The following is a 19,342-nucleotide window of genomic DNA, read 5'->3' on the forward strand; positions in this document are numbered from 1 at the left end:
GACTCGCTAAGTAATTCGAGGAGAGGGTCACGTGACCGCATCCGAACACGACCTCGCCGAACAGCTCAACCGGCTGCTCCGGGACGTCGTGCTGATGCTCAGGCGGGCCAACGCGGACCAGCCGATCACCAGCCAGCAGCTGTCCGTACTCGGCTCCCTGGAGCACGGACCGTGCCGGATGACCGAACTGGCCGCCGAGCACGGCGTCCGGCTGCCGACCATGACCGCGCAGATCAACCGGCTCGAACGGGACGCCCTGATCGCGCGCGGCCGGGACGGCGCCGACGCCCGCGTCGTCACCGTCCGGCTCACCGGCGCGGGACGCGAGCGGCTCGCCGAGGGCCGGGAACGCCGGATCGGCTTCCTCGCGGACCGGTTCGCGAACCTGACGGACGCCGAGCACGCGGCGGTCGTCGAAGCGCTGCCCGCGCTGCGCAAGCTCCTCGGCCCACCCTGAACTCTTGACGGAGGTGTCCATGCACGCGAGGCCCGCGGCAGCGGCGCAGAGCGCCACGCCCAGGGGCGGCGGCATCCTCAGGCAGCCGATGTCGGTGTGGGCGACCGCGTTCGCCGCGGTCGTCGCCTTCATGGGCATCGGGCTGGTCGACCCCATCCTGCCCGCGATCGCCGCGAACCTGGACGCCTCGCCCAGCCAGGTGTCCCTGCTGTTCACCAGCTACTTCCTGATCACCGCCGTGGCCATGCTGATCACCGGCTGGGCGGCCAGCCGGATCGGCGGCAAGCGGACGCTGCTGATCGGGCTCTCGCTCGTCGTCGTGTTCGCCACGCTGTCCGGGACGTCCGACACGGTCGGGCAGCTCGTCGGCTTCCGCGCCGGGTGGGGCCTCGGCAACGCCCTGTTCGTCGCGACCGCGCTCGCCGTCATCGTCGGCGCGGCCTCCGACAGCGCCGGAGGCGCTCCGGGGGGTGCGGGGGGTAGTCCCCCCTCGGGAGGCAGAGGCGGGGCGGAGTCGGCGATCATCCTGTACGAGGCGGCGCTCGGGCTCGGCATCTCGCTCGGGCCGCTCGCCGGGGCGCTGCTCGGCGACATGAACTGGCGCTTCCCGTTCTTCGGCACCGCGATCCTGATGGCGGCCGGCTTCCTGCTGATCGCCACGCTGCTCAAGCCCACGCCGAAACCCGCGCAGAAGACGCGGCTGAGCGCGCCGATCAGGGCCCTCGCGCACGGCGGGCTGTCCACGACCGCGTTCACGGCGCTGTTCTACAACTACGCCTTCTTCACGGTGCTGGCGTTCACGCCGTTCGTCCTCGGGATGGGCGCGCACGGCATCGGGCTCGTGTTCTTCGGCTGGGGCGTGATGGTGGCGCTGGCGTCGGTGTTCGGCGCGCCGTTCCTGCAGCGGCGGCTCGGGACCGTCCGGGTCATGTACCTGGCTCTCGGGCTGCTGATCGTGTTCCAGCTCGGGCTCGCCGTCCTCGGGCACGACGGGATCATCGTCTGCACGATCCTGTCCGGGATCCCGATCGGGATGAACAACACGGCGTTCACCGAGGCCGCCATGGAGGTCTCCGACAGCCCGCGGCCGGTCGCGTCCGCCGGGTACAACTTCGTCCGCTGGATGGGCGGCGCCCTTGCCCCCTACATCGCGACGAAGCTCGCCGAGAAGGTCAACGCGGACGTCCCGTACTTCGTCGGCGCCGCCTGCTGCGCGGTCGCGATCGGGATCCTCGCCGTGCGCCGCCGCCACCTGGACGCCCTCGACCGGGTCGACATCGACCACGCCTTCCAGGACGCTCCGGCCACGGCCTGACCCTCATTCATGCGAAAGCCCTGGGACGCTCCGTCCCAGGGCTTTTCGCTTTCGCTCGCGCCGCTCAGCCGTGGCCGTTCAGTTTCGCGATGCGGCGCTCGTACATGCGGACGACGTCCTCGCGGGCGGCGTGCTCGCGCTCGTACTCGCGCAGCAGCCTCACCTGGTCGGCGGACAGGCCGCGCAGGCGCGCACGGAGCTGCGGCAGTGTGGCGTTGTCGTAGTCGGGCACCGGCAGCTTCGCCGCCTCACCCGCGCCCTTCGCCTTCCCGGCGGCCTTGCCCTCCGCCTTCGCCCCGCTCTCGGCCGCCTTGGGCTTGTCAGCGGCCTTGGGCTTGTCGGCGGGCTTTGAAGCCTTGTCGGCGGCCTTCGGGGACGGGGCGGGCTCGGCCTGCGGCGCGGGCTCCGGCTTCGGCTCGGCGGGCTCCGGCGACGGCGCGGGCTTCGCGTGGTGCCTGCCCAGCGCGCCGGGCTTCGCGGGCTTCGGCGGCGGGCCGGGACGCGCGTGCTTCGGCGTGTGTCGCGTTCCCGCGGCACCCGTCCCGGCCGTCTCGCCCGCCTTGGAACCGGCCTTGGCGCCACCGCCGGGCTTGCCGACCGAGATCTCGTCCGTGGACGGTCGCGCGGCGGGCTTCGGCTTCGGCCGCGCGGGCGGCTCCGCGACCTTGGCGCGCGGCGCGGCCGCGGACGTGGGGGTGGCCGTGGGGGCGGTCGTGGGGGCGGGCTCCGGCTCGCGCTCGTCGCCGCGGACGTGCTCCACCACGCGTCCGACCACCTTCTCGGCCGTGCCCTGGACGTCGTCCCGCAGCCGGTCGAGCACCGGGCGGACGCCGCCGCCCTCGGTGATCTCCTTGTAGTCGCGGGTGACCCGGTCGCCGAGCAGGAGCGCCCGGCCGACCCCGAACATCGCGAGCCGGACGGCGTGCAGCGGGAGGTCGCGGACCTGCTCGCCCACCGTGTCCTGGAGTTGCTCCTTGAGGCGGCGCGGCGATCTCGTCATCGTCTTTCCTCTTCCCTGCCGTGCTGAGCACCGGGTCGGGTCGTGCGCCGGGTCACGCGGCATCTCTCGTCGACGTTCACTCTGCCCCATGGGTGCGATGGCGGTCACCCCGGGGTTACTGGATTTGTGTCCAAAAGCGGCGTGCGGTGAGTCACACGGCGGGCGCCCCGGCCGCCCGGCGGAGCCTCCCGGCTCGGGACACGTCCCCACAAAACCGCTGGAACCGCCCGCCAGGCTGCGGCAACGGCGGCGGACGCCCGTCTCCACCCTACGTCCCGTGCCGCGCGAAGCCCGTGAGGCGACTCGTACGATGGGGGCATGACCGCGAACAGCCAGCGCCGTGTCCTGCTCGCCAAGCCGCGTGGTTACTGCGCGGGCGTCGACCGCGCCGTGCAGGCGGTCGAGATCGCCCTGGAGAAGTACGGGGCCCCGATCTACGTCCGCAAGCAGATCGTGCACAACGTCCACGTCGTCAAGACGCTGGAGGAGCGCGGCGCCGTCTTCGTCGACGAGACCGAGGAGGTCCCCGAGGGCGCCATCGTGGTGTTCTCCGCGCACGGGGTGGCGCCCGTCGTGCACGAGGAGGCCCAGGGCCTCAGCCTCCGGACGATCGACGCGACCTGCCCGCTGGTCACCAAGGTCCACAAGGAGGCGGTCCGGTTCGCCGCCCAGGGCTACGACATCCTGCTCATCGGGCACGAAGGGCACGAGGAGGTCATCGGCACCACCGGCGAGGCCCCTGACCACATCCACCTCGTGGACGGCCCGGACGACGTCGCCAACGTGCACGTCCGCGACCCCGAGAAGGTGGCGTGGCTGTCGCAGACGACCCTGTCCGTCGACGAGACGATCGCCACCGTCGAGAAGCTGCGTGAACGGTTCCCCAACCTGACCGACCCGCCGTCCGACGACATCTGCTACGCGACGCAGAACCGGCAGACCGCGGTGAAGGAGATGGCGGCGAGGTCCCAGCTCGTCATCGTGGTGGGGTCGACGAACTCGTCCAACTCGGTGCGGCTGGTCGAGGTGGCCAAGGAGCACGGCGCCGACGACGCCTACCTGGTCGACTACGCCGAGCAGATCGACCCGGCCTGGCTGGACGGCGTCACGACGGTCGGCGTCACGAGCGGCGCGTCCGTCCCGGACGAGCTGGTCCAGGACGTCCTGGCGTGGCTGGCGGAGCGCGGGTTCGGCGAGGCGGAGGAGATCGAGTCCGTCCAGGAGAGCATGCGCTTCTCGCTGCCCAAGGAGCTCCGCAAGGACCTGCGCATCACGCCGGTCTGACCCGGTTGCGCTAATCGACGTCGCCGTGGTGGAGGCGGCGGCGGTCCTGCCCTGCGCCGGGGGACTCGTCCCACCGGACGGGGTTCTCGTTCTCCTCCTTCTCGAAGAGGCGGAACCCGGCGAGCTTCTCCCGCAGGTCGCGGATGTTCGTCCGCAGCCCGCGGGCCAGGCAGATGACCACGACGAGGACCGTCCCGAAGAACAGCCATGGCGCGGTGGCCGCGAGCGCCGTGAGCACCCCGACCGTGACGCCGCGCAGCAGCGACCCGTCGCCCACTGTGTCGGCGAAGACGACCAGGACGGTGGCGCCGAAGAACACCAGCGGCGGGCTCACGACCAGGGTGAGCAGGTCGGCCGGACGGGTGGCGAACGCGGCCAGCGCGCAGCCCACCGCGAACCCGCCCCCGGCGAGCAGCGGCACGCCGAGCCAGCGGGACAGCAGCCCGCACACGACGCCCACGACGAACATGACGACGATCCCGCCGCGCCCGGTGAGGGCGATCGGGCCGCCCGCCGAGGCGGCCGCGGCGCGGGCCCGCCGCGGCGATCCGGAGGCGCCGCGCTCACGTCCCACTGAACCCCCTGGAGCCGGCGATGCGCCGCCGGGCGCGCCGCGTACCGTGGTCGAACTCATGGCCACCTCTTCCCGGTGGGGGGACGGCTGTCCGTGCCCCCCGGCTCGCTCCGCTCATGGGTCGTTCGCCGATCGTTCTGCTCGGGGATGGCCCGCTCGCCGAAACCTATCGGTTCCGCGGCGGGAGCAGATCGGGACCAGCTCTCGTCGGGGTTCTCGCCGTCCTCCTTCTCATCGGTGTACGGCTCGTCGGGGGCGCTCAGTTCGGCGGCCGAGAGCGCGCGCGGGCTCTCTTCGACGGGGGACGGGCCGTGCAGACCGTCGTCCACTACGCCGAGTTCGTTCAGTTTGCGCGCACTGACCAGTACGCGGGTTTCGAGCGATCCGACCGTCCGGTTGTAGGACTTGACGGCCCCGGTGAGGGCGCGGCCGAGGTCGTCGACGTGCTGGCCCATCGTCCCCAGGCGCTCGTACAGCTCCTTGCCGAGTTCGAAGACGGCGCGGGCGTTGCGGGAGAGCGCGGCCTGCTGCCAGGCGTACGACGCGGTGCGGAGCATGGTGATGAGCGTCGTCGGCGTCGCGATGTGGACGCGCCGCCGTATCGCGTACTCCAGCAGGGCCGGGTCGCGGTCGAGCGCGGGCGCGAGGAACGCCTCGCCCGGGATGAACAGGACGACGAACTCCGGCGCCGGGGAGAACGCCTGCCAGTACGACTTCGCCGCCAGCCGGTCGACGTGGTCGCGCAGGTGGCGGGCGTGCGCGTCCAACCGCACCGGGTCGCCGCTCTCGGCGGCCTGCAAGTACGCGGCGAGGGACACCTTGGAGTCGACCACGATGTTCTTGCCGCCGACGAGCCGGACCACCATGTCCGGACGGACGGTCCCGTCGGCGGTCGCCGCGCTGGCCTGCTCGTCGAAGTCGCAGTGGTGCGTCATCCCGGCGAGCTCGACGACGCGGCGGAGCTGGAGCTCGCCCCACCGGCCGCGCGCCTCCGGCCGCTGCAGCGCCCGGACCAGCGACTGCGTCTCGCGCCTGAGCTGGTCGGAGCTCTGCCGGACGAAGTCGACCTGCTTCGCGAGCATCGCGTGCGACTCGCGGCGGCCCGTCTCGACCTCGCGGAGCTGCTCCTCCACCTTCGCGAGGGTCTCCTTCAGCGGCGCGACCAGGTGCTCGACGGCCTGCTGGCGGCGCTGCAGCTCGCCCGCCGCCTCGACCCCGGCCGCCTTGAGGCGCGCGTCGGCCAGTTCGAGGAAGCGCTGGTTGCTCGCGTCCAGGGCCTTCGCGGACAGGCTCTCGAAGTGCTCGGCCATCCGCTCCTCGGCGTAGGCGAGCTTCTCCTCGGCCGCCCGCGCCCGCGCGATCAGCGCGCCCTGCCGGCCCGTCGCGAGCGCGTACCCGGCGACGACGCCGAACACGGCGCCCACGAGGAGACCGGCGAACAGCGCGACGTCCATCGCCTCATCGTGGCAGCGCCGCGCCGATCGGCGGCCGCGACGCGCCGTGTCGCCGCCCGTCCCAGGACATTTGGCCCAACCTTCACCCTCCCGCGGGCCGCCGGAGGTTCCGGGCAGCCCGAGAGGTTCGCCGACGCCCATAAACTTGCGGCCGTGAGCCTCTCCATCGGAATCGCCGGGCTGCCCAACGTCGGCAAGTCGACCCTGTTCAACGCGCTGACCAAGAACGACGCGCTGGCCGCCAACTACCCGTTCGCGACCATCGAGCCCAACGTCGGCGTGGTCGGGGTGCCCGACCCGCGGCTCGGCGTCCTCGCGGAGCTGTTCGGCTCGCAGAAGATCATCCCGGCCACGATGGAGTTCGTGGACATCGCGGGCATCGTCAAGGGCGCGTCCGAGGGGCAGGGGCTCGGCAACAAGTTCCTCGCCAACATCCGCGAGACGAACGCGATCTGCCAGGTCATCCGCGCCTTCGAGGACCCGGACGTCACCCATGTGGACGGCGACGTCGCCCCGTCCCGCGACATCGAGACGATCAACACCGAGCTGATCCTCGCCGACCTCCAGACGATCGAGCGCGCGCTGCCGCGCCTCGACAAGGAGGCCCGCACCAAGAAGGACAAGGACAAGCTCGCCGTCGTCGACGCCGTCACCGCCGCGCAGAAGCTGCTGGACGACGGCGTCACCCTGTTCGCGGGCGCCGCGGCCGCCGGGATCGACCTGGAGCTGCTGCGCGAGCTGCACCTGCTCACGGCGAAGCCGTTCCTCTACGTCTTCAACCTCGACGAGAGCGAGCTGACCGACGAGGCGCTGCGCGGGCGCCTGCGCGACCTGGTCGCCCCGGCCGAGGCCGTCTTCCTGGACGCCAAGATCGAGGCCGAGCTGATCGAGCTGCCGGACGACGAGGCCCTCGAACTGCTGCAGGGCATGGGCCAGGAGGAGTCCGGGCTGTCGCAGCTCGTCCGGATCGGGTTCGCGACCCTCGGCCTCCAGACGTACCTGACGGCGGGCCCCAAGGAGGCGCGCGCCTGGACGATCCCCAAGGGCGCCACCGCGCCCGAGGCGGCGGGCGTCATCCACACCGACTTCCAGCGCGGCTTCATCAAGGCGGAGGTCGTGTCGTTCGACGAGCTCACCAAGGCGGGGTCGATGGCCGCCGCCCGCACGGCGGGCAGGGTCCGCATGGAGGGCAAGGACTACGTCATGCAGGACGGCGACGTCGTCGAGTTCCGCTTCAACGTCTGAGCGTCTTCGACGTCCGGGTTCTCGTTTCTGGGCAGGCGCGTGACCTCTGTGATTTTGGCTACAGACGGTTCTCGTGGGTCCTGTGGGCCTGGTGACTCCGCCCGGTGTCCCATGATGCCTCACGGGGCCGCTGAGCTGGGAGTTCTGCCGGAAATCGTCCCGAATCCGACACAATGCCGGTTTCTTTCGGAAACAGATTGCGGTCGTGGGCGACACCAGGTGAGCAACTGACAGCCGACTCGTGCCGCTTGTCCGGATCCTTGACCTGCGCACTGTTCGGAGGCCCGGATAGGGGATCGTCACCGTTTGGCAATCTTCCCCGTTCCTGCTGAGGTGGATTGCATTATCCACAACCGCGTGCCGGGGCTGTGCTTCGCTGCGATGCGCTGGAACAATTGACGCTCGTGGTTACCCTGGGCCCGAGGTGGGTTCAGAAAAGCCACCGGGCAGGACGACCAAGCACACACGACCAGGCATACACCAGCAGGCACACAGGACCGCGCCGACCGGGGGCGAGGCGCGAGCGGAGGCAGGATGGCTCGCAGGTCGGCCGCGGGACGCGGCCGTGACACCGCCGTTGTCGAGGAGACGGCGGCGCCCGGCCGGGCGCTCGCCTCCTCCGCCGACCCGTGGGACCTGCCGGGCGGCGACCGGCGCCGCGGCGGCTCGGGCGGCGGCGGGCGGCGCGGCGGGCGCTGGGGCGGGTCCGGCGGCCGCTGGTGGGTCTGGGCCGGACGCGCCGTGCTCTGGGCGCTGATCATCGTCATCCTGGTCAACGGCGTCCGCGCGCCGCTCGAACGGTTCACCTCCGACGACTCGTCCGGCGGGTCCGGCGGGACGGCGACGCCCGGCGCGAAGCCCGCCCGCGGCGCCGGGTTCCCGACGAGCGCGGCCGGCGCGTTCGCGATCCAGTTCGCCAACGTCTACCTGAACTACGACCAGAAGGGCGCGCCCGCCCGCGAGGCGCAATTGCGCACGTTCCTGCCCGACGGCGCCGACGCCCAATTCGGCTGGAACGGTGTCGGCCGGATGCAGGTGCAGTCCGTCCAGGTGGCCGGAGTGGACGCCCGCGACGCCAACAACGCGACGGTCACGCTGCTCGCCCGCACCGCCGACAAGTGGCTCCGGCTCGCCGTTCCCGTGTACGCCGACAACGGCGGCGCGCTGGTCGTGTCGGCCCGTCCCGCGCTGCTTCCCCCGCCCACCAAGGCCCGGCTTCCCCAGGGCGGCGTGCAAGACCGCGACACCGCGCTCGAAGGCGAACTCCAGCCGTTCCTCGGCACCTTCTTCCAGGAGTACGCGACCGGCAACCAGGCCGCGCTGTCCCGCTTCTCCGCCGACGGCGCGACCATTCCGGGGCTCGCCAACTCCGTGGCGTTCGTGCAGGTCAAGTCGGTCGTCGCGCCGAAGGGGTCCGCGGGCGAGCGCACCGTCACCGCGACGGTCGTGTGGCAGCCCGCCGGCGGCGGCGGGGGCGAACTGGAGCAGGCCTACCAGCTCGTCATGGTCAAGAAGGGCGCGACGTGGCTCGTGCGCGACATTCGCGGCACCACGCAACCGAACGCATCATGAAAGGCCGCGATTTGAAGAAGCCGACCCCCGAATCCGCCGACCTAGGAAGGTAGCCAGTCGATGCTGCACCACATCATGGCGTCGATTCCACACGAAATTCTGGCGGCGCCCGAGAACGACGAACTAAAAACAGACGATCTCGCCGACTGGCTGCGCCAGATATTCGGTCCGCTCTTCCTGGTGATCGTCTCCATTGTGGCGATCTTCTTCCTGTTCACCCGGGAGATCACGCGCTTCGTCCAGTTCATCGTGCTGGCCATCGGGATCGGGGTGATCTTCTACGTGCCCAACATCATCGAGACCACGGCCAAGGCGATAGCCAAGGCCCTCGGCGTGGACGTCACCTGACCGCGAGGTCGGCAGGCGGCACGGTGCTCGCGCAGTTAGGGGAGTAGGGGCGTGGATCTACCCACGTACACGAACATCTGGCGCATCGAGAAGCGGCTGTACAAGCTGTACGACCTGCGGCTGCCCATGCCGCTGCCGCTCGTCCAGATCGGCGTGTTCCTCGGGGTGTTCGTGCCCTGGATCGTGCTCCTCAGGGTCGTCGGCATCCCGTTCGAGTCCCCGTGGCACGTGCTGTACATCGTCCCGCCGGGGGTGCTGACCTGGCTGGCGACGCGGCCCGTCATCGAGGGCAAGCGGCTCACCGAGCTGCTGCTCTCCCAGAGCCGCTACCTCACCGAGCCGCGCACCTGGTGCCGCCTCACCCCGATCCGGGAGCCGCGCGAGGTCGTCGTCGTGGCCCGCGTCTGGCGCCGCGCGGGCGCCCCGGCCCCGGTCGCCGCCGCGGAACGCGCCGCGATCAAGTCCCGCCGCAGGGGCCGCAAGGCCGCCGCCGAACCGGCGCCCGCCCGCGCCGCCGCCGCCGTCCAGCCGGCCGCGGTCGCCGAGCCCGCGCCCGCCGTGCCCGCGCTGGTGCCGCGCCCCGCCGTGGCCACCGCGCCCCCGTCCCTGGGCGACTACGCGGCCCAACGCGACGTCCCCGCCCCCGCCGAGGCCCCCGCCGCGCCCAAGCCGTGGCGCCGCACCACCCGCGACATCTCGCACGAGGACGACGTGCAGCTCGCCCCCGCCGAGTACGAGCAGCCCCAGGCGGCTCCCCGGCTGGAGGCCCCCGCGGGCTCCGGCAAGCGCGCCCTGGCCTCCGGCGTCCGCCGCCCCGGCGCCCCCGCCGAGATCTGGCAGGCCGCCGCCCCGCCCGCGACGGCCCCCGACGTCCCGCGCCAGGCCCCCGCGCCGCGCACGGACGTCCGCCGCGCCGCCGAAGAGATCGCCAACGCGACCCCCCACGCCCCCGCCCCGCCCCCGGCACTCCTGCCGAACCCCCAGACTCCCGAGCCCCCGGCTCTCCCCGGCCCCACGCAGCAAGAGGACGCCGTCCCACGCGAGCACGCCAACGCGCCCGCGATCCCCGGCCCGACGCAACCGGCGGACACCCAGCCGCCCGAAGCCCAGCCCCCCGTCCACGACGACGGGCCACCCGAACACGCCCAACCGACCCCCGCCGAAGAAACCAGGACACGCTGGCCGGAAGGCACAACCACGCCAGCCGAACGTGACAGTGCCGCCGCTGCTGAGCAGCCGGGCCTCTCACAGCAGCCTGCGGAAGCCCCAAGGTCGGCGGATGCGGGTGCGCCAGGCGAGCGGGATGGTGCTGCCGCCATTGAGCAGCCGGGCGACTCGCAGCAGCCTGCGGAAGGTGTGAGGTCGGCTGGTGCGCCGGGTGAGCGTGATGGCGCTGGCGCTGTTGAGCGGTTGGGCGTTTCTCGGCAGCCTGCCGAGGGCGCCAGGTCGCGGTGGCCGGAAGGCGCAGGGGCGTCAGCCGAGCGTGACGAGGCCGGTGCCGTTGGGCAGGCCGGTGTTCAAGGCCCGTTGGGGGCGGACGCTGGGCGGCGTGTTCAGGATGACTCGGCGGGGACGCCTTCGGAGGGTGTGCGCGAGCGGGTCAGGGGTGTTGCCGGAGCGGCGGACGGGTCCCTGGAAGGGGAGCGCGTCCGTGAAGGTGGGACCGGTTCCGCTGGAGAGCCGGGGGATGTGCGGGTTGGCGGGCGTGGCCCGCAGGTCTGGTCGGCGGGGGAGACGCGGCGGGACGTCCGGCAGGAGTCCGGGGAGCCGGGCGAGCAGCCGGTCGGGCAGGACAATGCCAAGAGCGCGTCCAACGGCGAGGCCGGGGACAAGAAGGTCGCCGGACAGCGCACACCGTCGCAGCGGCCTTCGCCGCCCGCGCCGCCCGCCACGCGTCCCGACATCCCGGTCGTGCCGGGAGCGTTCGGAGCCCGTCCGCGGAACGGCGAGGGCGCGCAGCCGCCCGAGCAGCAGCTGCCGCAGACACCCCAGTTGCCGCAGACCCCTCAGCTGCGGCAGTCTCCTCAGCTGCCGCAGAGCCCTCAGTTGCCGCAGAGTCCTCAAGAGGCGCAGGGGTCTCAACTGCCGCAGACCCCTCAGCAGGCGCAAACCCCTCAACAAGGACAGGTTCCTCAGCAAGCGCGAGCTCCTCAACAGGGGCAGGCCCCTCAACAGGGGCAGGCTCCTCAGCAGCCGCCGCGGATGGAGCCGCGGCCGTGGTCGCAGGGATTGTCGAACCCGCCTCGTCCCGCCGCGGCGGAACACACCGCTTGGCCGTCCACCCAGGAGCCGCCGCAGCAGGAGCAAGAGCCGCAGGAGCCGGTAGAGGCGGTGGGGGAGCAGGCGCCGCCTCGGGAGGTCAGGTCGCAGCCCGCGTCGCCCGTGCGGCCACGGCCGTTGCCGCCGCCGCCCGCGCCGCCGCAGTCCGGGCCGGCGATCACCCCGCCGGACCCGGAGCACGAGGTCACCGGCGGCGGGCTCCGGCGGCTGTTCCACGCGGTCGGCGGCGGGCACGGCGACGTCGACGCCGACTACGAGCAGCGGCTCCAGCAGCCGTTCCACGGGACGCGGCACATCGTCGTCCTCGGCTGCACCGGCGGCGCCGGGCAGACGGTGACCGGCCTCATGCTCGGCCACACGTTCGCCCAGCACAACGGCGAGCCGATCGTCGCGGTGGACGTGAACCCGGGCCCCGGCGCGCTCGCCCGCCGGACGCGCAGCGACACCAACGAGACGCTCACCGGCCTCATCACCCGCGCCGACCAGGTCGGCAGCCTGACCGCGATGCGCCGCTACACCTCGCAGGCGAAGTCCGGCCTCGACGTCATCGCGGCGGGCAAGAACCCGCTGCAGGCGCTCGACGACCGCGACTACGCGCTCGCGATCCGCACCCTCGACCGGTTCTACTCGGTGACCCTGCTGGACGCGGCGGCCGCCGTGGTCGCGCGCGTCCTGCCGTACGCCGACCAGCTCGTCCTCGTCGCCCCGGCGAGCGCCGACGCGCCGCGCGCGGTGTCGATGACGTTCGAGTGGCTGGACGGCCACGGCTACGAGGAGCTCCGGTCCCGCGCGGTCACGGTGATCAACGGGGTGAGCCGCCGCAGCATGGACGACGTTGAGCAGGCGGAGGCCGTGGCGCGCGGCAGATGCCGGGCGCTGGTGCGCATCCCGTGGGACGATCACCTCAGCATGGACCGCGCGCCGCGCAACGAGCTGAAGTCGTTGCGGACGCCGACGCGCCGTGCCTATCTTGCCCTCGCCGGCGTGGTCGCCGGCGGCTTCACCGTCGTGCCCGAGCGTTACCAGGAGTTCCAGCAGGAGCAGGAGGCCACCCGATGAGCGCCCCTCGCGGGCATCGAGCGGACACCGTCGTCGGACTGGCGGGCGCGCCTGATCTTGATGACCGTCCGGACGGCGAACACTTCCCCCGACGGTCCTGCGCGCCTCGCGGCGCATCGGGACAATGGACCGGGGTTGGGAGGGGCGCGTGAGCAAGTCGAGCCGGTTGGCGGTGCGGTACTTCGACGACCGCGTCCTCCTCACCGACAACGCCGCCTGGGCGTACTTCCGCCTGCCGACCGTGTCGTACGAGTTCACGACGGGTGAGGAGCGCGAGGCGCTCGCCACCAACATCACGATCGCGCTGGCGGGCATCCGGATGCAGGACGCCGAGGTCCACCTGCGGATCGCGCACCGGACGTACCCGGCCGCCGACTGGGCGCTCGCGCTCGACCGGACGTCCGACGGCGGCTCCGGCTGGCGCGAGTACCTGGAGGAGACCTACGCCCACGTGTGGGCCAAGGACTTCTGGACCAAGGAGGTCTACCTCGGGGTGAGGCTCGGGCCGCGCGGGATGGGCGCGCACCTGTCCGGCGGGGTGCTGTCGCAGCTCCTCGGGTTCTACAAGCGGAGCGAGAAGGTCCTCGGCGTCGTGGACGACGCGATCGACAAGAAGGAGATCGCCCGCTGGACGGAGCAGGCCGAGCGCGTCGGCCGCGCCCTCGGCGGGTCCGCCCTCTACGCGCGGCACACCACCTCCACCGAGGTGGCGTGGCTGTTCCAGCACGCGGTGACGGGGTCGCTGGCCGACCCGCCGCCGTCCGCCGTGTCGCGCCGGACGTGGGGCAAGGGCGAGATCGAGTCGCTGGTCGAGGGAGCGATCCACAACGGCCGCTCCTACCTGCGGATCGAGCAGCCGAACTTCACCGGCGCGGGCGGCGGCGCGACGGCCGCGTCGTACGTCGCGTACCTGTCGTTCGCCCGGTTCCCCGACATGATGCCGTTCCCGGACGGCGAGCCCTGGTTCCACTACGCCGACGCCCTGCCGTTCCCGGTGGAGATCAGCGCGCGGATGAAGCTGATCCCGCCCGCGAAGGCGTCCAAGGACGTCTCGCGCAAGCTCGCGCACGCCCGCGACATGGACCAGCACATCCGGGAGGCGGGCGCGGAGGCGCCGATCGCGCTCGCGGAGCAGATCGACGCGGCGCGGATGCTGGAGCACGGCATCACGAAGGAGCGCCTGCCGTTCGTGTACGGGTGGCACCGGCTGATCGTGTCGGCCCCGACGGAGGAACTGCTCGCCCAGCGGGTGGACGCGGTCGTCGAGCACTACCGCGACATCGGCATCGACGTCGTCAACTCGACCGGCGACCAGTTCTCCCTGTTCCTGGAGTCGCTGCCCGGCGACCAGATCAGGCTGAACGCGTACGCGCAGCGCCAGCCGCTGCGGACGATCGCGGGCGGCATGCCGGTCGCGACCGTCGACCTCGGCGACCGCCCGGACGACAACGACGAGGGCTGGATCGGCCCGTACGTCGGCGAGACGCTCGGCCGGGCCCGCTCGATCGTGCACTTCGACCCGCTGGTCGCGGCGGCGCGGAACCGTCCGACCGCGGTCGCGATCACCGGCGAGCCGGGCGGCGGCAAGACGACCCTCGCGCTGCTGCTGATCTACCAGATGGCGCTGCGCGGCGTGACGGTCGCGGCGATCGACCCGAAGGGCGACGCCGAGTCGCTGGTGGAGCTGCTGAAGGCGCGCGGGCGCAGGGCGCGCATCCTGCCGCTCGGCTCCGCCGCGCCCGGCCTGCTCGACCCGTTCTCGTTCGGCGACGACCTCGCCACGATGAAGACGATGGCGACCGAGACGCTGCGGCTGCTGCTGCCGCGGATGTCGGAGGAGCGCGAGTCCGCGATGATCCAGGCGGTCGGCGCGGTCGCGAACGCCGAGCGGCCCTCGCTCGGCCGGGTCGTCGACCACCTTGAGGCGTCCGACGACCCGGCGTCCAAGAACCTCGGCGCGGTGCTGCGGTCGATGTCGGAGATGCGGCTCGCGCGGCTGTGCTTCGACCCGTCCGGCGGCGAGCGCATCGACACCGCGGGCTGGACGACCGTGTTCACCCTCGGCGGGCTCACCCTCCCGGACGTCGCGATCTCCCGCGAGGACTACTCCTACGAGCAGCGGCTGTCCGTCGCGCTGATGTACCTGGTGTCGCAGTTCGCGCGGCGGCTCATGCACGGGCTCGACCGGCGGCTCCCGAAGGCCATCTTCCTGGACGAGGCGTGGGCGATCACGTCCACGCCGGAGGGCGCGAAGCTGATCCCCGAGGTGTCGCGGATGGGACGGTCCCGCAACACCGCGCTGATCCTCGTCTCCCAGAACGCCGGTGACCTGCTGAACGAGCAGGTCACCAACTGCCTGTCGTCGGTGTTCTCCTTCCGCTCCACCGAGCGGGTCGAGGTCGGCAACGTGATGTCGCTGCTCGGTGTGGAGGCGTCCGACGAGCACAAGGCCGTGCTGCGCAACCTCGGCAACGGCGAGTGCATCTTCCGTGACCTCGACGGCCGAGCGGGGCGCATCGGCGTCGACCTGATCTCCGAGGAACTGCAGCGTTGGCTGGACACCAACCCGACCCGGTCGAGACCGGGCTCGTCCGAACTGACCGTCGCGGGGGCAGAGGTCGAGGAGGTCGGCAGATGAGAACCCGCGACCGGATGGCGCGCCTGCAGCGCTCGCCCGGCGAAGGTCTCGACCGTTCCGTGCTCGCCTCGCCTCGCCGCCGGCGGCTGCGCCGCGCGCGGCGGCCGGTGCTGGTGATGCTGGCGGCGGTCGTGCTGATGGTCGGGCTGTCGCCGATGGCCAGCGCGAACCCGTTCGTCCCGGACGTCTGCAAACCGGCCGACAACCCGGCCCCCGAGCAGTACGGGTCGGGGACGGACGGCCTGATCAAGCCGCCCGACTACCCGAACCAGCAGCTGCGCAAGACGCCGGTCGAGCAGCTCACCTACTACGACCGCTACGGGACGGCCGGGCAGACCTGGTACGCGGTCGACATGGGCTGCTCGGACGCCATGGCGCTGATGGGCAACGGCCTCGCCAACACGGTGTTCACCGCCGTCCGTGCCATCGACCGGACGACGATCAGCGTGTACCAGGCGGCCGCGTCGGAGTCGCTGCTCGGCTGGCTGAAGAGCACCGTCGACGGCGTCATCACCGACATGGGCAAGACGTTCAACGCCCGCTACTGGTCGTGGGTGGTCATCCTCGGCGCGATGTGGCTGGCGTGGTGGGGGCTCGTCCGGAAGCGGGCGAGCAAGGTCACCGAAGGCGTCGTCTGGATGGTCGTCGCGATGGTCGCGCTGGTCTGGCTGATCGCGCGTCCGTCCGACTTCACCACGCTCGGGACGAAGACGTCGGAGGCGACGAGCGCCGCGTTCAACGCGGCATTGCCGCAGAGCGGCACGACGGGTGGAGTGTGCATACCCGCGCCCGGCGGCAAGCCCGACCCGGCCGCGTCGCAGAACCTGGACGCGACGTCCCGCAACGCGAACCGGCTGTGGGTCGCGCTGGTGTGCAAGCCGTGGCTGCAAGGCGAGTTCGGGACGACGGACCCCAACGCCAAGGTCGTCAAGGACAACGCCGACAAGCTGCTCTGGGCGCAGGCCGTCGACCTGCCGGAGACGTACGGCGCGAACCAGGCCAATCTCGGCAAGAAGGCCGACGCCTACAAGGACGTCTCGAAGAACATCAAGGAAGAGCATCCCGGGACGTATCCGCTCTACCAGGGCAAGAACTGGGAGAACCGGCTGGCGGTCGCGTTCGGCGGGCTGCTCGCCGCGCTGGTCGCGGGCGTGCTGATCCTGGTCATCGCGATCGCGCTGATCGTCGTGAAGATCGCGTTCCTGCTCCTGCTCGTGGCGGGGCCGATCTTCCTCGGGATCGGCATCCATCCCGGCATCGGACGGGTGATCGCCGTCCGCTGGCTGGAACTGCTCCTGTCGATGCTGCTCAAACAGGCCGCGCTGATAGGCGTGCTGTCACTGCTGCTGTGGGCGTACGGGCTGATCCTCAGCGAGACGCTGCCGTGGGGCCTGCAGATCCTGCTCATCGCGCTGGTGACGTTCGCGGCGTTCATCTACCGCAAGCCGTTCCAGCACCTGTTCTCAGCCGTCGGATACTCCGCGATCGGCTCGCGGGAGAAGAGCGAGGCGCAGCTCAACCGGTCCGTCACCGAGGCGCGCCGGAGCACGATGGGCGTCGCCTCCGCGGTGCCGGGGGCGGGGCTCGTCCGCTGGGCGAAGCGGGAGGCGGCGTCCGAGGCCGCCGCGCCCGGCGCGCAGCGGGACACCTCGCCCGCCACCGCCGCGGTCGCGTCCGACCGGCGGGCCGCGGTCACCGGGACGGGCGAGGGCCAGTCGCCGGAGGACGCGCCCGTCCTCGCGGCGAGGCCGCGCGGCGGTTCCGCGGCCGCGCACGGCCGGTCCCGGCGCGGCGCGCCGCCGCTGAACCTGCCGTCGCGGGCGCTCGGCGACCGCAGCAAGGACGGCGGCAGCGGCATTGGCAGCGGTGTGAGCGGCGGTGTCGGCGGCGGTGTCGGCGGTGCGGGCGAGCCGGTGGGCGCGCGGCCGGGCGGCGGGAAGCCGTCCACGGGCACGGGCGGCGGGACCGCCCGACCGACGTCCTGGTCCGGACGCGGCGGCAACAACGGCGGCACAAGCGGCGGCGTCAGCGGCGGGAACGGCGGCTCCGGCGGCAGCTCAGGCGGTTCCGGCAGGTCGGGCGGCTCGGGCGGCAGCACGGGCGGCGGCAACGGCTCCGGGAACGGCGGGGGCGGCGGCTGGTTCGGCGGACGCTCGTCCGGCGCGGCGGAGCGCGGCCGCGGCCGTCCCGGCGGCGGCAACAGCGGCGGCGGTAGCGGCAGCAGCGGCGGGGGCGGGAGCGGCGGCGGGTCGGAGCCCGAGCCGAACATCCCGCGCCAGCGCGGAACGGCGGGCGGCGGCGGCACGCCGCCGCGCAACGGTCCGAGCGGCGGCCAGACGCCGCCGCCCCTGTGGGACAGGCGCGGCTCCGAGGCGGGCCCGCCCATCCCGTTCTGGCTGCGTCCGGTCGACCGGGACGAGTGATGAACCTGAACGAACGCCAGCGCAGGCTGCTGTTCGGGGGGCTCGTCGTGGTGCTCGCGGTCATCGGCGTCTACCTGACCGTGGCCGGGCCCGGCGACGACGACTCCGGCGACTCGGACGCGCGGCCGCGTCCGAGCGCGACGGCGACGGCGACCGGGCCCGCGTCCCCGCCGCCCGGCATCCAGGGCGCGGTCGACCCGAACTCCTTCGACGTCTACAGGTTGCTGCCGTTCTCCCGCGAGGAGTTCGCCACCGCCGCCGACCTGGCCGGACGGTTCGTCGCCGCGTACGGGACGTACCGCTTCGACGAGCCCCCCGAGACCTACGCCGGCCGCCTGACCGCCCTCACCAGCGGCGACCTCGGCACGCAGCTCGCCCGCGACGCGTCCACCCCCGGCATCCTGGAAGAGCGGCGCCGCGAGCAGGTCGTCGCGCAGGGTTCGGCGAGCATCGACCAGGTCAGCGACATCGCCGACAACTCGATCATCTTCGTGGTGACCGGCCGGCAGCAGGTCACCAAGGGCGGCAAGACCAGCGGCGACAGCAAGCGGTACGCCGTGACGGTCGCACGCGACGGCAACTCCCTCAAGGTCTACTCGTTCCAGCCCGCCGACGCCGGGCAGGCGGGTGACACGGGATGAACCGGCGGCTGCTGATCGCCGGTGCCCTTTGCGTAGCCGCGACCGCTTTCGCCGCGCTGCTGATCGTCCCGGTCCTGTTCGGGACGAGCCGGTTCATGTTCGGCGGCGGCATGGCGGGCGGCGGCGGCTGCGTCGACACCTCCGGCGCCGGCGCGCAGCCCGCCGCGGCGGACGACGCGAAGGCCATCCCCGCCAACTACCTGGACTTCTACAAGGGCGCGGGGCGCGCGTACGGCATCCCGTGGAACGTCCTCGCCGGGATCGGGAAGGTTGAGACGGGGCACGGCACGTCCACGCTCCCGGGCGTCAAGAGCGGGGAGAACTACGCGGGCGCGGGCGGTCCGATGCAGTTCCTCGCCGCGACGTGGAAGTCGTTCGCGGTCGACGGGAACAAGGACGGCCGCAAGGACCGCTACGACCCGGCGGACGCGATCCCGACCGCCGCCGCGTACCTGAAGCACAACGGCGCGCCGCAGCGGATGCGAACTGCGATCTTCCAGTACAACCATTCGTGGGAGTACGTGAACCTCGTCCTGGACTGGGCGGAGAAGTACGTCGGCGGCGACTTCAAGGTCGTCCAGGCGAACGGGGTCGACTGCGCCGACAACGACCTCCCGCAGAACGCCTCGGAGCTCGTCCGGAAGATCATCACGTTCGCGATGGCACAGCGCGGCAAGCCGTACGTGTTCGGCGCGAACGGCCCCGACGCCTGGGACTGCTCCAGCTTGATCCAGGCCGCGTACCGGTCGGCGGGCCTCGCCATCCCGCGCACGACGTTCGAGCAGTGGCCGTACGGCGTGAAGGTCGGCAAGGGCAAGGAACTGCCCGGTGACCTGGTGTTCTTCAACTCCGGTCCGGGGACGTCCTCGAACAGCCCCGGCCATGTCGGCATGGTGATCGGCAACGGCAAGATGATCGTGGCGAGCTGCTCGACGTGCGTCCCGGCGATCGGGGTGAAGACGTACAAGCGGCCCGACTGGGTGGGGGTGACGCGGCCGCTGGCGCGTCCCGACGTCCAGAAGAAGGTCGACGCGCTGGCCGGCTGACGGCCC

The 19,342-nt window shown here is 72.3% G+C and carries 14 protein-coding genes; 11 read left to right on the forward strand and 3 right to left on the reverse strand.

Features of this window, described 5'->3' with window-relative positions; genetic code table 11:
- Positions 1-31: 31 nt before the first annotated feature.
- Both FXF65_RS18340 and FXF65_RS18345 read left to right on the forward strand, forming a co-directional pair.
- A complete protein-coding gene (locus tag FXF65_RS18340; RefSeq protein WP_246198900.1) occupies positions 32-457 on the forward strand; it encodes a MarR family winged helix-turn-helix transcriptional regulator in 426 nt (141 codons plus the stop codon).
- A gap of 19 nt (positions 458-476) precedes the next feature.
- Positions 477-1,772 carry an MFS transporter gene (locus tag FXF65_RS18345; protein WP_148351196.1) on the forward strand — a complete coding sequence of 432 codons (1,296 nt, stop codon included), beginning with the start codon at positions 477-479 and terminating at the stop codon, positions 1,770-1,772.
- Positions 1,773-1,836: 64 nt separating this feature from the next.
- Here FXF65_RS18345 and FXF65_RS18350 read toward each other — a convergent pair whose 3' ends face one another.
- Entirely contained in the window at positions 1,837-2,772 is a 936-nt protein-coding gene (locus FXF65_RS18350; RefSeq protein WP_148351197.1) for a DUF8129 domain-containing protein, read from the reverse strand.
- 318 nt (positions 2,773-3,090) lie between these two features.
- Between FXF65_RS18350 and FXF65_RS18355 the strand changes: the two genes are divergently transcribed.
- Positions 3,091-4,056, forward strand: a complete 966-nt coding sequence (locus tag FXF65_RS18355; RefSeq protein WP_148351198.1) for a 4-hydroxy-3-methylbut-2-enyl diphosphate reductase — start codon at positions 3,091-3,093, stop codon at positions 4,054-4,056.
- 10 nt (positions 4,057-4,066) lie between these two features.
- Here the strand turns inward: FXF65_RS18355 and FXF65_RS18360 are convergent, their stop codons facing one another.
- On the reverse strand, positions 4,067-4,630 hold the full coding sequence (locus tag FXF65_RS18360; RefSeq protein WP_246198903.1) for a DUF6542 domain-containing protein: 564 nt from the start codon (positions 4,628-4,630) through the stop codon (positions 4,067-4,069).
- A 56-nt stretch (positions 4,631-4,686) separates the two neighbouring features.
- Positions 4,687-6,084 carry a DNA recombination protein RmuC gene (locus FXF65_RS18365; RefSeq protein ID WP_148351199.1) on the reverse strand — a complete coding sequence of 466 codons (1,398 nt, stop codon included), beginning with the start codon at positions 6,082-6,084 and terminating at the stop codon, positions 4,687-4,689.
- A gap of 153 nt (positions 6,085-6,237) precedes the next feature.
- Here FXF65_RS18365 and ychF point away from each other — a divergent pair, with 153 nt between their 5' ends.
- From ychF to FXF65_RS18405, 8 genes are all read left to right on the forward strand, one after another.
- Positions 6,238-7,329 carry a redox-regulated ATPase YchF gene (ychF, locus tag FXF65_RS18370; protein WP_148351200.1) on the forward strand — a complete coding sequence of 364 codons (1,092 nt, stop codon included), beginning with the start codon at positions 6,238-6,240 and terminating at the stop codon, positions 7,327-7,329.
- A gap of 534 nt (positions 7,330-7,863) precedes the next feature.
- On the forward strand, positions 7,864-8,901 hold the full coding sequence (locus FXF65_RS18375; RefSeq protein WP_148351201.1) for a conjugal transfer protein: 1,038 nt from the start codon (positions 7,864-7,866) through the stop codon (positions 8,899-8,901).
- Between the two features lie 60 nt (positions 8,902-8,961).
- On the forward strand, positions 8,962-9,249 hold the full coding sequence (locus tag FXF65_RS18380) for a hypothetical protein (RefSeq protein ID WP_067896330.1): 288 nt from the start codon (positions 8,962-8,964) through the stop codon (positions 9,247-9,249).
- Positions 9,250-9,300: 51 nt separating this feature from the next.
- A complete protein-coding gene (locus FXF65_RS18385; protein ID WP_148351202.1) occupies positions 9,301-12,588 on the forward strand; it encodes a TcpE family conjugal transfer membrane protein in 3,288 nt (1,095 codons plus the stop codon).
- 148 nt (positions 12,589-12,736) lie between these two features.
- Entirely contained in the window at positions 12,737-15,226 is a 2,490-nt protein-coding gene (locus tag FXF65_RS18390) for an ATP-binding protein (protein WP_246198904.1), read from the forward strand.
- Positions 15,223-17,649, forward strand: coding sequence for a type IV secretion system protein (locus tag FXF65_RS18395; protein WP_148351204.1), 2,427 nt, complete (start codon positions 15,223-15,225; stop codon positions 17,647-17,649). The genes FXF65_RS18390 and FXF65_RS18395 overlap by 4 nt, the downstream gene beginning before the upstream one ends.
- Positions 17,649-18,290, forward strand: a complete 642-nt coding sequence (locus FXF65_RS18400) for a hypothetical protein (RefSeq protein ID WP_148351205.1) — start codon at positions 17,649-17,651, stop codon at positions 18,288-18,290. Before FXF65_RS18395 ends, FXF65_RS18400 begins: the two co-directional genes overlap by 1 nt.
- The gene (locus FXF65_RS18405) at positions 18,287-19,336 is read left to right on the forward strand and encodes a C40 family peptidase (protein ID WP_148351206.1); all 1,050 of its coding nucleotides are present in this window, start codon (positions 18,287-18,289) and stop codon (positions 19,334-19,336) included. Before FXF65_RS18400 ends, FXF65_RS18405 begins: the two co-directional genes overlap by 4 nt.
- The last annotated feature ends 6 nt before the right edge of the window (positions 19,337-19,342 follow it).

The organism is Actinomadura syzygii (assembly GCF_008085905.1).
Taxonomy (GTDB): Bacteria; Actinomycetota; Actinomycetes; order Streptosporangiales; family Streptosporangiaceae; genus Spirillospora; species Spirillospora syzygii.

Excerpts from the sequence above, each read along its gene's own strand:
- FXF65_RS18345 (WP_148351196.1), top strand. The coding sequence starts at position 477 with ATGCACGCGAGGCCCGCGGCAGCGGCGCAGAGCGCCACGCCCAGGGGC.
- FXF65_RS18350 (WP_148351197.1), bottom strand. The coding sequence starts at position 2,772 with ATGACGAGATCGCCGCGCCGCCTCAAGGAGCAACTCCAGGACACGGTG.
- FXF65_RS18355 (WP_148351198.1), top strand. The coding sequence starts at position 3,091 with ATGACCGCGAACAGCCAGCGCCGTGTCCTGCTCGCCAAGCCGCGTGGT.
- FXF65_RS18365 (WP_148351199.1), bottom strand. The coding sequence starts at position 6,084 with ATGGACGTCGCGCTGTTCGCCGGTCTCCTCGTGGGCGCCGTGTTCGGC.
- FXF65_RS18375 (WP_148351201.1), top strand. The coding sequence starts at position 7,864 with ATGGCTCGCAGGTCGGCCGCGGGACGCGGCCGTGACACCGCCGTTGTC.
- FXF65_RS18380 (WP_067896330.1), top strand. The coding sequence starts at position 8,962 with ATGCTGCACCACATCATGGCGTCGATTCCACACGAAATTCTGGCGGCG.
- FXF65_RS18395 (WP_148351204.1), top strand. The coding sequence starts at position 15,223 with ATGAGAACCCGCGACCGGATGGCGCGCCTGCAGCGCTCGCCCGGCGAA.
- FXF65_RS18400 (WP_148351205.1), top strand. The coding sequence starts at position 17,649 with ATGAACCTGAACGAACGCCAGCGCAGGCTGCTGTTCGGGGGGCTCGTC.
- FXF65_RS18405 (WP_148351206.1), top strand. The coding sequence starts at position 18,287 with ATGAACCGGCGGCTGCTGATCGCCGGTGCCCTTTGCGTAGCCGCGACC.